The organism is Lentzea indica (assembly GCF_012184385.1).
GTDB lineage: Bacteria > Actinomycetota > Actinomycetes > Mycobacteriales > Pseudonocardiaceae > Lentzea > Lentzea indica.
Genome location: NZ_VSRL01000232.1, coordinates 1 through 14271, shown reverse-complemented (window position 1 = coordinate 14271; position 14271 = coordinate 1). Strand labels below are relative to the sequence as shown.

At 69.7% G+C, this 14271-nt stretch carries 1 protein-coding gene and 2 pseudogenes; all 3 read left to right on the top strand.

Features of this window, described 5'->3' with window-relative positions; all coding sequences use genetic code 11:
• Nucleotides 1-24: 24 nt before the first annotated feature.
• A pseudogene (locus FXN61_RS54835) lies at nucleotides 25-2958 on the top strand (type I polyketide synthase); the annotation flags it as partial.
• Between the two features lie 82 nt (nucleotides 2959-3040).
• Nucleotides 3041-9508: a type I polyketide synthase gene (locus FXN61_RS54830; RefSeq protein ID WP_312878335.1), complete on the top strand. Its 6468-nt coding sequence runs from the start codon at nucleotides 3041-3043 to the stop codon at nucleotides 9506-9508.
• A 146-nt stretch (nucleotides 9509-9654) separates the two neighbouring features.
• Nucleotides 9655-14271 (top strand): annotated as a pseudogene (locus tag FXN61_RS38625) (SDR family NAD(P)-dependent oxidoreductase); the annotation flags it as partial.

The window sequence follows — 14271 nt, the reverse complement described above, 5'->3', positions numbered from 1 at the left end:
CCCCGGCGTGCTGGCCAGGCACGGGTGAGGACCGTGGTCGCGGTGCGGCCGTCCGGCGTCTACGGCCGCCGCCTCGTCCACAGTACCCCGAGCGCGCTGCACCGCGACTACCGGCCGGGCCGCGTGCTCGTCACCGGTGGAACGGGCGCGATCGGCAAGCAGGTCGCACGTTGGCTGCTCGACAACGACGCCGAGCAGGTCGTACTCGTCAGCCGCACCGGGACCGCGGACTTCGCGGACCCGCGCGTGATCGTCAAGGCCTGCGACGTCGCCGACCGGGACGCGCTCGCGAACCTCCTCGCCGAGCACCCGGTGACGTCCGTGTTCCACGCGGCGGGAGTCGTCGAGGACCGCCTCGTCGAGTCGATGGACGCCACGTCGTTCGCGAACGTGTTGCGCGCCAAGGTCGACGCGACTCGCAACCTGCACGAGCTCACCTCTGACCTCGACGCGTTCGTGCTCTTCTCCTCGACCGCGGGCATCATCGGCGGCGCGGGCCAAGGCAACTATGCCGCCGCCAACGCCTTCCTCGACGCGTTCGCCGAACACCGCCGCCTGCAAGGACTTCCGGCCACGTCGGTGGCTTGGGGCCCGTGGGGTGAGGCGGGCATGGCGGTCGCGGGTGGCGTCGCGGAACGCCTGAAGCGCGGCGGTTTCACGCCGATGGAGCCCGCGCTCGCGTTGCAGGCGCTGAAGCAGGCCATCGAGCACGGCGACGCGGCCGTGCTGGTCGCGGAGATCGACTGGGAACGGTTCCTGCCCGCACTCGCGGGTCTGCGTCCCGCGCCGCTGGTCGGCGACCTGCCGGAGGTCAAACGCTTCCACACCACCGAGAAGGTGGTCGAGTCCTCGGAACAGCCGCAGTTCCGCAAGGCGCTCGCAGGGCTGTCGAAGGCAGAACGCAACCGCGCGGTGCTGGACCTGGTGCGCGGCCAGATCGCCGCGGTCCTCGGTCACGGCAACGCTTCCGACGTCGATCCCGACCGCGCGTTCCTCGATCTCGGCTTCGACTCGCTGACGACGCTGGAGCTGCGCAACCGCCTGCAGGCTGCGACCGAACTGACGCTGCCCGCCTCGTTGCTCTACGACTACCCGACCCCCTACGACCTGGCGGAGTTTCTGCTGGGCGAGGTCGGCGAAGTCGCAACCGAACCTGTCGCCACGCGCCCGGTCGACGACGACCCGATCGCGATTGTCGGCATCGGCTGCCGCTTCCCCGGCGGCGTGATGTCACCGGAAGCCTTCTGGGACCTGGTGGCCACGGGCGGCGACGGCATCAGCTCGTTCCCGTCCGACCGCGGCTGGGACCTAGCGGCCCTCGGCGCCGGTGCGTCGGCGTCGCTGGAGGCCGGTTTCCTCAACGGTGTCGCGGACTTCGACGCGCACTTCTTCGGCATCTCGCCGCGGGAAGCGCTCGCGATGGACCCGCAGCAGCGCCTGATCCTCGAAACCGCCTGGGAGGCGCTGGAACGCACCGGCATCGACCCGTTGTCGTTGAAGGGCAGCACGACCGGCGTGTTCGTCGGCACCAACGGCCAGGACTACGAGTACGTCCTGCGCCGCTCGCTCGACCCCGACATCCAGGGCTACCTCGCCACCGGCAACACCGCGTCGGTCATGTCCGGCCGTTTGTCCTACGTCCTCGGACTCGAAGGGCCTGCCGTCACCATCGACACGGCGTGTTCGTCGTCGTTGGTCGCCATGCACTGGGCGATGCGCGCGCTCCGCTCCGGTGAGTGCTCTCTCGCTCTCGCTGGCGGCGTCAGCGTCATGTCGAGCCCGGACTCGTTCGTCGAGTTCACCACCCAGGGCGGTCTCGCTCCGGACGGCCGCTGCAAGGCCTTCGCCGACGGCGCCGACGGCACGGCGTGGTCCGAGGGTGCGGGCATTCTCGTGCTGGAGCGCCTGTCGGATGCTGTGGCCAACGGCCACGAGGTCTTGGCGATCGTGCGTGGCTCGGCCGTCAACTCCGACGGAGCCTCCAACGGCCTCACCGCACCGAACGGCCCTTCGCAGCAGCGAGTCATCCGTCGCGCTCTCGCGGACGCCGGTCTGTCCGTGGCCGACATCGACGCTGTGGAAGCACACGGCACCGGCACGACGCTGGGCGACCCGATCGAGGCCCAGGCACTCCTCTCGACGTTCGCCGACCGCTCCGAGCCGCTCTACCTGGGCTCGGTGAAGTCGAACATCGGCCACGCCCAGGCAGCGGCCGGCGTCGCGGGCGTCATCAAGATGGTCGAGGCGATGCGCCACGGCGTGCTGCCCCGCACCCTCCACGTCGACGCCCCGACCTCCCACGTCGACTGGACCTCGGGCCCGGTCTCGCTCCTCACCGAGAACACAACGTGGCCGTCCACCAGCCGGCCTCGCCGCGCGGGCATCTCCGCGTTCGGCCTCTCCGGCACCAACGCCCACGTGATCTTGGAGTCCGCGCCAGGCCAGGAACTGTCAGACCCCTCTGCGATGATTGAGATGGGGACCTCGGTCTCCCCCAAGGGGGCTCCCGTCGTTGTTTCGGCGAAGTCCCCGGCTTCGCTGCGCGCTCAGATCGACCAGCTCCGCGCCATCGAGGCCGATCAGCTCGACCTGGCGTTCTCGGCGGCGACGACGCGCGCGCAGTTCGCGCACAGGGCGTTGCTGATCGACGACGTCGAAGTCACCAGCGGCGTAGCGCGCAAGGCGGGCACGACGGCGTTCCTGTTCACCGGCCAGGGCTCGCAGCGACTGGGCATGGGCAGGGAGCTCTACGAGCGGTTCGGCACGTTCCGCGCGGCGTTCGACGAGGTGCTCGGCCACCTCGGCCCCGACCTCAGGGGCATCATCTGGGGCGAGGACGCGGAGCAGCTCAACCAGACCGGCACCACACAGCCCGCGTTGTTCGCGATCGAGGTCGCGCTCGCCAGGCTCGTCCAGAGCCTCGGTGTCCTGCCCGACCACGTCGCGGGCCACTCCATCGGCGAGATCGCAGCCGCGCACGTCGCCGAGGTGCTCAGCCTCGAAGACGCCGCGAAGCTTCGTCACCGCCCGCGCGAACCTCATGCAGGCACTCCCGGCCGGCGGCGCGATGGTCTCCGTCCTCGCGGCCGAACAGGAGGTCGCGAAGCAGATCGGCAAGTCCAGGAAGGTGTCGATCGCGGCCGTCAACGGGCCGGACAGCGTCGTCATCGCCGGCGACAGGACCGCGGTCGCCAAGATCGCGAAGAAGTTCGAGAAGACCAAGCAGCTCACCGTGAGCCACGCGTTCCACTCGCCGCTGATGGAACCGATGCTCGACGACTTCCGCGCGGCGATCCAGAACCTGAGCTTCACGGCGCCGCGCATCCCGATGGCCACTACCGGCGATGTCACGACCGTCGACTACTGGGTGAACCACGTCCGCGACACGGTCCGCTTCCACGACAACGTCCAGAGTCTCGGCAACGTCGACACGTTCGTCGAGATCGGCCCGGACGGCGTGCTCGCGGCGATGGTCGACGGAGCCGTTGCCACGCAACGCAAGGACCGCGACGAGGTCAGCGCGTTCGCCCTCGCGCTCGGCACCCTGCACGTCCGTGGCGCCGACATCGACTGGCGGCAGTACTTCGCGGGCACCACCGCCAAGCGCATCCCGCTGCCCACGTACGCGTTCCAGCGCGAGCGCTACTGGCCCACGACGACGCCGAAGTCCGCGACCGACGACTGGCTGTACGAGGTCGTGTGGGAGCAGCACAAGGTTTCCACCACAACCGAAGGAACCTGGCTGGTTCTCGGCGACGCCTCGGGATTCGCCGGAGAGACGGTCTCGGAACTCGTGCCGGGCGACTACGCCGGTGTGATCTCGGTGGGCGGCACGAGCCCGTTCGAGGTCCTGAATACCCTTGCCGACAACAACATCACGGCCCCGCTGTGGTGTGTCAGCAGCGAGCCCGCCGTCTGGGGCGAGGGCCGCGTCGCCGCGCTGGAGCAGCCCGAACGCTGGGGTGGCCTCATCCGCGTCGGCACTGATACGTGGGCGATTCCTCAAGGCGAACAGGAAGTCGCCTTCCACGATGAAGGCACGTTCGTCCCACGCTTGCGCCGCATCGAAAACGTGAGCCCGTGGACCCCGACAGGCAAGATCCTTCTCGTCGGCGCCGACGGACCGATGGGCGAGCAGATCAAGCAGAACCTGCCCAACACCACCGACACCTTCGCCGACGACGTCACCGCGGTGATCCACCTCGGCGACATCGACTCCCTGAAGCTGCTCGACGAGCAACTGGGCGACCGCGAGCTGGAGGCGTTCGTGGTCTTCGGCTCGGTCGCCGGAACGTGGGGCTTCCGCGGTCAGGCTCCGCAAGCCGCCCACAGCGCGATCGTCGAGGAGTTCGCACGGCAGCGAAAGGCGCGTGGCCTCAAGGCGACCTCCATCGCGTATGCGCCGTGGGAGGGCACGACCGACCAGAGCATGACCGTGCACCTGGGGATGAGCGGCATTCCGGTCCTCGATGCACCGAACGCCATCGCGGCCCTGCACCAAGCTGTCGCAAGTGGACGAACGAACGTCGTCGTCGCGAACGTCGACTGGAGCACCTTCCAACAGCCCAACAGGATGTTCGGCAACTTCGCGCAGCAGAAGCAGGTCGCAGAACCGGCGCTCAAGCAGACGCTGGTCAAGCTCTCCGAGTACGAACGGCTCGGCTCGCTGCTCACCCTTGTCCGCGAGAAGGCCGCGCTCGTCCTCGGCCACAACGGAATTCAGGCGATCGAACCGGACGTTCCCTTCCGTGACCTCGGTTTCGACTCGCTCACCGCCGTCGACCTGCGCAACCAGATCCAGACCGAGTCGGGTCTGCAGCTGAGCGCCACGCTGGTGTTCGACCACCCGACGCCGAACGAGCTCGCCGGGCACCTGCTCACCGAACTCCTCGGCGGCGCGGACGATGTCGTGATCACCGCTCGGAACGCGACGGACGAGCCGATCGCGATCGTCGGCATGGCCTGCCGCTACCCCGGTGACGTGCGGTCGCCGGAAGACCTCTGGAAGCTGCTGCTCGACGGTGTCGACGCGATCGGGGAGTTCCCCGCCGACCGCGGCTGGGACCTTGCCACCCTCTACAGTGGACAGAGCGTCACCCGCAACGGCGGTTTCCTCTACGACGTGCCGGACTTCGACCCGGACTTCTTCTCCATCTCGCCGCGCGAAGCAATGGTCATGGACCCGCAGCAGCGCATCGTGCTCGAAACGGCGTGGGAGGCGCTGGAACGCGCGGGTGTCGACCCTGCGACGATCCGCGGCAGCGTTACCGGTGTGTTCGTCGGTGGTGGCAGCGGCGAGTACCGGCCATCGCCTGAGGAGACCGGCTTGGAATGGCAGACCGCGCAGTCCGCGTCGCTGCTGTCCGGCCGCCTCGCCTACACGTTCGGCCTGCAGGGCCCGACGGTCTCGGTCGACACCGCGTGCTCGTCGTCGCTGGTCGCGATGCACCTCGCGGCACAGGCGCTGCGCACGGGCGAATGCGCGATGGCGCTCGCCGGCGGTGTGTGCGTGATGTCGACGCCGGTCGGGTTCATCGAGTTCAGCGCCCAGGGCGCGCTGTCGGAAGACGGCCGCTGCAAGGCCTTCTCCGACAACGCCGACGGCACGGGCTGGGCGGAGGGCGTCGGCATGCTGGTGCTGGAACGGCTGTCCGACGCGGTTCGCAACGGTCACGAGGTGCTCGCGGTCGTGCGCGGCTCGGCGATCAACTCCGACGGCGCGTCCAACGGTCTCACCGCCCCGTCCGGACCGGCCCAGCAACGGGTCATCCGGCAGGCGCTGGCGGCCTCCGGGCTGCGTCCGTCCGATGTGGACGTTGTCGAGGCGCACGGCACCGGCACGACGCTGGGCGACCCGATCGAGGCGCAGGCGCTGCTCACCGTCTACGGACAGGACCGCTCGGCGCCGCTGCTCCTGGGCGCGGTCAAGTCGAACATGGGCCACACGCAGGCCGCCGCCGGTGTGGCCGGCGTGATCAAGATGGTGATGGCGATGCGGGCGGGCGAGCTGCCCAGGACCCTGCACGCCGAGACGCCGTCCTCGCACATCGACTGGAGCACGGGCGCAGTCCAGCTGTTGCAGGAACGCACGGCATGGCCTTCGGTCGACCGTGCACGCCGGGCCGCTGTGTCGTCGTTCGGCGCGAGCGGGACCAACGCCCACGTGATCTTGGAAGCGCCGCCGTTGGGGATCCCCCCAATTTCCAGCGTACCGGATGAAAGTGCTGGTCAAGGGGCCGCTGGGCGATCTGTGGACAACTTCGGTGTGGTGCCGGTGCTCGTGTCCGGACGCACTCCGGCCGCCCTGCGTGACCAGGCCGCGCGCCTGCTCGACGTGGACGCCGACCTGCTGGACATCGCCCGCTCGGCGGCCACCACGCGGGCGTCGTTCGACCAGCGTGCGGTCGTGCTGGCCGGTAGCCGTGAGGAGCTGACCGACGCTCTCGCCGCGATCGCCGCCGACGTCCGGAACCCGCTGGTGGTCCGCGACGAGGTGGCGCGTTCCGGCAAGCTCGCGTTCCTGTTCGCCGGGCAGGGTTCGCAGCGGATCGGCATGGGCCGCATGCTGCACGACCGGTTCCCGGTGTTCAAGAACGCCTTCGACGAGGTCGTGAGCCACCTCGATCCGAAGCTCGCCGACGTCATCTGGGGCGACGACCAGGAGGCGCTGAACCTCACCGGCACCACCCAGCCCGCGCTGTTCGCCATCGAGGTCGCCCTCTACCGCCTCGTCGAGTCGTGGGGTGTCAGGCCTGACTTCCTGGCAGGCCACTCGATCGGCGAGATCGCGGCGGCACACGTCGCGGGCGTGCTCAGCCTGGAGGACGCGGCGAAGCTCGTGACCGTGCGGTCGGCGCTGATGCAGGCGCTGCCGGAGAGCGGCGCGATGGTCGCGGTGCAGGCCAGCGAGGACGTCGTGCTGCCGCACCTCACCGACGGCGTGACGATCGCCGCGGTCAACGGCCCCGAGTCGGTCGTGATCGCCGGACCGGAGGGCCCGGTGGTCGCGATCGCGGAACGCTGGAAGTCCCGGCGTTTGCGCGTCTCACACGCGTTCCACTCGCCGCTGATGGACCCGATGCTGGACGAGTTTCGGTCCACTGTGGAGTCCCTGACGTTCGGTCAGCCGCGGATTCCTGTTGTCGCGGAAGGCGACATCACGAGCCCTGAGTACTGGGTGCGGCACGTGCGGGAGGCGGTGCGGTTCGCGGACAACGTGCGGACGCTCACCGAACGCGGCGTCACGACGTTCGTCGAGCTGGGCCCGGACGCGACGCTGTCCGGTCTGGTCGAGGGCGGAATTCCGGTGCTGCGCAAGGACCGCGACGAGGAGCAGTCGATCGTTTCGGCACTCGCCCGCCTGCACACCCGCGGCGTGAAGGTCGACTGGGCGGGGTTCTTCGGTTCCGCCGGCCGCAAGATCACGCTGCCGACCTACGCGTTCCAGCACCAGCGGTTCTGGCCGTCGACGGTGGCCGGCTCCTCGAAGCCCGCCGCACCGGCCGGCGACGACGCGGCGTTCTGGGCCGCGGTCGAGGGCGAGGACTTCGGGTCGCTGCAGGACGTGCTCAGCGTCGGCACCGACGCGTTGTCGCAGGTGCTGCCCGCGTTGCTGGACTGGCGCAAGCAGCGCACCGACCTCGCCCTGGTCGACAGCTGGCGGCACCGCATCAGCTGGAAGCCCCTGGACGCAACCAGGTCCGGCGAGCTGACCGGCACTTGGCTCGCGGTCACGACTTCTGACGACGAGTGGAGCGACGCGGTCATCGACTCGCTCGGCGTCAGTGTTGTACGGGTCGACGTGACGTCTCCGGACCGCGAGACCATCGCCGAGAAACTGCGGTCACTGGGCACGTCCTTCGCTGGTGTGCTGTCGCTGCTCGGACGTGCTGACTCGGGGGAGGGGAGCGCGCCTGCCGGGGTGCTGCTGACCGCCGCGTTGATCCAGGCGCTCGGCGACGCGGGCATCAACGCGCCGCTGTGGTGCGCGACCCGAGACGGCGTTGCTGTCAACGGCACGGCTTTCGAGGACCTGACGCAGGCGGCGATCCACGGTCTCGGCCGGGTGGTGACGCTCGAGCATCCGGAGCGCTGGGGAGGTCTGGTCGACCTGCCTGCGGGGATCGACGACAGGGTCGCGAACGGCCTCACGTCCGTCCTTTCCGGACTCGACGGCGAGGATCAGGTCGCGGTGCGCGCGAACGGGCTGTTCGGGCGGCGGCTGGTCGCCGCGCCGGCACCCGTTCCGGCGCGGGAGTGGCAGCCACGCGGCACCGTCTTGATCACCGGAGGCACCGGTGCTCTGGGCGGCCACGTGGCCCGGATGCTCGCACGGAACGGTGCCGAGCACCTGGTTCTGGTCAGTCGCAGTGGCCTGAGGGCCGAGGGTGCGGCGGAGCTGCGGGCCGAGTTGGTGGACCTGGGCGTCGATGTCACGATCGCCGCGTGCGACGTGGCGGACCGGAAGTCGTTGCAGGCGGTGCTTTCCGCGATCCCGCGGCCGTTGACCGGCGTCGTGCACACCGCGGGAATCATCGACGACGGCGTGCTGGACAAGATGACGCCGGAACGGTTCGAGGCGGTGTTCCGCAGCAAGGTCACCTCGGCGCTGCTGCTGGACGAGTTGACGTCCGACCTGGACGCGTTCGTGCTGTTCTCCTCCGCGTCGTCGTCGGTCGGCAGTCCTGGCCAGGCGAACTACGCGGCGGCGAACGCGATGCTCGACGCGCTGGCCGATCGGCGGCGCGGTCAGGGCCTCGCGGCGACGTCGATCGCGTGGGGCGCGTGGGGTGGTGGCGGTATGGCCGACACCGAGGACGCGCTGGCCAACGCCAAACGTGCCGGTATCGCCTCGATGGACCCCGTTCTGGCGTGCGTCGCTCTGCGGCAGCTCGTCGGCGAAGGGCTTCCCACCGCTGTCGTGGCGGCGGTCGACAAGGGCCGGTTCTCCGGTGGGTTCCGCCCGAATCCGCTGCTCCGGGAGCTTGCTGCGGACGCTCCGGCGGAAGCACCGGTTCCCGAGGGCGCGTTCCGGGAGAAGCTGCTGGCTCTCCCCGTGGCGAAGAGGTTTGACGAGGTGCTGGACCTGGTGCGGACGCGGGCTGCCGAGGTGGTCGGACAGGCCGACGTCGAGGCGGTGCGCCCGGACCGGCCGTTCCGCGACCTCGGGTTCGACTCTCTCGCGGTGGTGGAGCTGCGCAACCAGCTCAACGCGGCCACGGGCTTGTCGTTGGCGTCCACGCTGGTGTTCGACCATCCGTCACCGGAAGAGCTCGCGACGCACGTGCTGACCGAGCTGGTCCCGGATTCCGCTTCGGCTGACTCCGAGGAGTCGGAAGTCCGCGACCTGCTGGCGCGGGTGCCGCTCGCCCAGCTGCGGGAGATCGGCGTGCTGGAGCCGTTGATGCGGCTCATCGGCAAGGGAACGCAGGTTCAGGACGACGAGGACATCGACGAGATGAGCGTCGACGACCTGATCCAGGCCGCGCTCGACGGCCAGGCCGACTGATCCGGTTCTGATGCGGCCGGCTGCCCTCACGGGCGGCCGGCCGTTCGCTTTGTTCCTGGTTTATCTGAGGAATTCGCTACCGCTTCTGCTGCTGGAATTGCTGGCGGGATGACCGTGTCCGGCTGGACTGACGGAGCTGATGAATGAGTACCTCCAGCGAGAAGGTTGTCGAGGCCCTCCGCGCCGCGATGAAGGAGGCGGAGCGGCTGCGCAAGCAGAACCGGCAGCTCGTCGCGGCCGCCACCGAACCGATCGCCATCATCGGGATGGCGTGCCGCTTCCCCGGCGGCATCAGCTCGCCGGAGGAGCTGTGGGAGCTGGTGTCGTCCGGACGTGACGCGATCACCGGCTTCCCCGCCGACCGCGGCTGGGACGTCGACGCCCTGCTGGGCAGCGGAACCGACGAACGCGGCCACAGCGTGTCCGTGCAAGGCGGCTTCCTGCACGGCATCGCCGACTTCGACCCGGCATTCTTCGGCATCTCGCCGCGCGAGGCCGTGACGATGGACCCCCAGCAACGCCTGCTGCTGGAGACTTCCTGGGAAGCTCTGGAACGCGGCGGGATCGATCCGACTTCCTTGCGCGGGTCACGCACCGGTGTGTTCGTCGGCACCAACGGCCAGGACTACGAGCACCTGCTGATCCGCGGCCTCGACGACGCGACCGGCGACGTCGGCACCGGTATCGCCGCCTCCGCCGAGTCCGGCCGCATCTCCTACGCTTTGGGCCTCGAAGGTCCGGCGCTGACCGTCGACACCGCCTGCTCTTCTTCTTTGGTCGCACTGCACCTGGCGGCGCACGCCTTGCGCGCGAACGAATGCGGACTGGCGCTGGCCGGCGGCGTGAACGTCATGTGCACGCCCGGCTCCCTGGTCGAGTTCTCGCGCCAGGGCGGTCTCGCCCGCAACGGCCGCTGCAAGGCCTTCTCCGACGACGCCGACGGCACCGGCTGGTCCGAGGGCGTCGGTGTGCTCGTCCTGGCCCGCTTGTCGGACGCCGTGTCGCTGGGCTACCCGGTTCTCGCCGTGGTGCGAGGCTCCGCTGTCAACTCCGACGGTGCCTCCAACGGTTTCACCGCGCCCAACGGCCGCGCGCAGCAGCGGGTGATCAGGGCGGCTCTCGACCGCGCCGGCCTGTCTCCGTCCGATGTGGACGTTGTGGAGGCTCACGGCACCGGCACGCCTCTCGGTGACCCGATCGAGGCCCGCAGTCTGCTCGCCACCTACGGCACTGATCGCGCGTTGCCGCTGCTGCTGGGCTCGGTGAAGTCGAACATCGGCCACACCCAGTCGGCCGCCGGTGTCGCGGGCGTCATCAAGATGGTCCAGGCGATGCAACACGGCGTCGTGCCCGCCACTCTGCACGTCTCCAGCCCGTCCACCCACGTCGACTGGACCACCGGCTCCGTCGAACTGGCCACCACAGCCGTGTCGTGGCCCGCCACCGACCGCGCCCCGCGCGCCGCCGTCTCGTCTTTCGGCGTCTCCGGCACGAACGCGCACATCATTCTCGAAGGCGCAACCCCGTCTTCGATTTCTGTGGACAGCTCGGCGCCTGTGGACAACCCGCCCGTTGTTGATCTCGCAGAGCCGGAATCGTCGGTCTCCCGTGGGACGCTTGGAGTGGGGACCTCGGTCTCCCCCTGGGGGGCCCAGACGGAATCGATTCCGTGGCTGGTGTCGGCGAAGTCGGAGGCCTCTCTCGCGGCGCAGATCGAGCGGGTGCGCGCGCTCGGCGGTGACCCGGTGGACGTCGGGTTCTCGTTGGCGACCACGCGCGCGTTGTTCGAGCACCGTGCGGTGTTGCTGGACGGGGCCGAGATCGCCAGGGGAGTGGCGCGGCGGACCGAGCCGGCGTTGCTGTTCTCCGGTCAGGGTGCCCAGCGCGTGGGTATGGGCAAGGAGCTGTACGAGGCGTTCCCGGTCTTTCGCGATGCGTTCGACGAGGTGCTCGGCCACCTTGGCCCGAAACTCCGCGACGTCATGTGGGGCGACGAGGAAGCGCTGAACCAGACGGGGAACACGCAGCCCGCGCTGTTCGCGTTCGAGGTTGCCCTCTACCGCCTGTTGGAGTTCTACGGCGTCACCGCCGCACACGTCACCGGCCACTCGATCGGCGAGATCGCCGCCGCGCACATCGCGGGCGTGTTCAGCCTGGAGGACGCGGCGAAACTCGTCACCGCTCGCGCGACTCTCATGCAGGCGCTGCCCGCGGGCGGCGTGATGATCGCGTTGCAGGCCACCGAGGACGAGGTGACCCCGCATCTGACCCCAGGTGTGTCCATCGCGGCGATCAACGGACCGGACTCGCTGGTCATCGCCGGTGTCGAAGCCGAAGCCCTAGCGGTCATCACCCGCTTCGAGGGCCGCAAGACCAAGCAGCTCAAGGTCAGCCACGCGTTCCACTCGCCGCTGATGGACCCGATGCTCAACGCCTTCCGGGAAGCCATCGGCGGCATCACCTTCCACAGTCCGGCGATCCCGATGGTCGGCGACGTCGCGAACCCCGAGTATTGGGTGCGCCACGTCCGCGACGCCGTCCGGTTCCACGACGCCGTCCAGGCCATCGGCGACAGGACGTTCGTGGAGATCGGCCCCGATGGCGTGCTCTCCGCGCTGGTCGACGGAGCCATCCCCACCCAGCGCAAGGATCGTGACGAGCGCACCGCGTTCATCACGGCGCTCGCGAGGATGCACGTCGCGGGCGTCGCGGTCGACTGGAAGCCGTTCTACCGCAACGGCAAGCGCGTCGACGTCCCGACCTACGTGTTCCAGCACGACCGCTATTGGCCGTCGGTGTCGGTGAGTGCCGGCGACGCTGCCGGTCTCGGCCTGACCCCGGCCGACCACCCGCTGCTCGGCGCCGCGATGACCGTGGCGGGTTCCGGCGAGCTGATCCTCACCGGCACACTGACCAAGACGTCCTGGCTCGCCGACCACGTCGTGTTCCCAACAGCGGGCGTGCTGGAGCTGGCGTTCCGCGCCGCCGACCTCGCGGGCTACGCGCGGGTCGAGGAGCTCACGCAGGTCGCGCCGCTGGTGCTGCCGGACAGCGGTTCCGTTCAGGTGCAGTTCCAGGTCGGGCGCGACGGCGCGTTCCGGTTCCACGCGCGGCGCGGCGACCAGGAGTGGGTCGAGCACGCGCACGGCCTACTGGGGCAGGGTGTTCCCGCGCCGGGCAAGGACACCGAGTGGCCGCCCAAGGGCGCGACCGTCGCCGACCTTGACGGCTTCTACGACGACACTCCTTACGGCGAAGCGTTCAAGGGACTGCGCGCGGCGTGGCGGAGGGGTCAGGAGGTGTTCGCCGAGGTTGCGTTGCCCGTTGACGCAAAGGGTTTCGGTGTTCACCCGGCACTGCTCGACGCCGCGACCCACGCCGCCGCCTTCCTCGGCCTCGAAGGCGTCCCCACGAACTGGCACGGTGTCTCCCTTTACGCGAACGGTGCGGAGGTCGTTCGCGTAAAGCTGTCCGTTGTGGACGGTGGGCTGGCGCTCAAGGTCGTCGACGTCGCCGGTGATCCCGTGCTGTGCGCCGACACGGTCCTGATCGAGCCGCTCGGCGAGTTGACCACGCACACCGGTGCCGACTTGCTGTTCCGCCTCGACTGGGTGCCTGTCGCCTACACCCCAGGTGATGCAACGGTTGTGCACGTCAGCGGTGAGCAGTCGCCGGAGTCCGCGCACGCGCTGGCCGCGGAAGCGCTTGGCACGCTTCAGGAGGCCATCGGAAGGCTGATCTTCGTCACGCGCGGGGCCGTCACGGGTGACGACGTCGCGGCCGCCGCCGTCTGGGGGTTGGTGCGGTCAGCGCAGACCGAGGACCCAGGCCGGTTCCTGCTCGTCGACCTCGACGACGCGCCCGAGTCGGAAGCGCTGCTGCCCGGCCTCGGCGGGCTGATCGACGCGGGGGAGACCCAGGTCGTCGTGCGCGCGGGCGAGGTGTTCGCGGGCAGGCTAGCGCGTGCGACCGAAAGCGTTGCGCGCGAATGGGATTCCGGCGGCACGGTGCTGATCACCGGCGGCACGGGCGGCCTGGGTGCCGTCCTCGCCCGTCACCTCGTGGCGCGCGGCCATCGCAAGCTGCTGCTGGTCAGCCGCCGCGGCCTCGACGCGCCCGGCGCCGCCGATCTGCGCGACGAACTGCTCGCGATGGGCGCGGACGTCGAGGTGAAGGCCTGCGATGTCACGGAACGCGCCGCTGTTGCAAGCCTGCTGGACGGTGTTCAGCTCACCGCCGTCGTTCACACCGCGGGCGTGCTGGACGACGGCGTGATCGGTTCCCTGACGCCCGAACGGCTCTCCGCCGTCATGCGGCCGAAGGTCGACGCCGCCTGGAACCTGCACGAGCTCATCGGCGATGCGCAGCTTATTTTGTTCTCGTCGGTGTCCGGTGTGATGGGAGCCGCGGGCCAGGGCAACTATGCCGCTGCCAACGCGTTCCTCGACGCTCTGGCGGCCCATCGCCGCGGACTCGGCCTGCCTGCCCTGTCGTTGGCCTGGGGCGCATGGGACACCGGCATGACATCCACTTTGGACGAAGGCGACCTGCGCCGGATGCCGATGCTCTCGATCGAGCAGGGCCTGGCTCTCTTCGACGCGGCCGTCGCTTCGGACGAGTCCTTGCTGGTCCCGCTCGCGTCCGGCGGGGGTGCCGCGCAGGGCGACGTTCCCGCGATCATGCGCGGCCTCGTGCGAGCGGGCCGGCGCACCGCAGCGCGTGAGATCGTGACCGGTGGCCTGCTCGCGAAGCTCAGCGGGCTG

Bases quoted from the DNA above. Each gene is read 5' to 3' on its own strand.
- FXN61_RS54830 (WP_312878335.1), top strand. From the start codon at position 3,041: ATGCAGGCACTCCCGGCCGGCGGCGCGATGGTCTCCGTCCTCGCGGCC.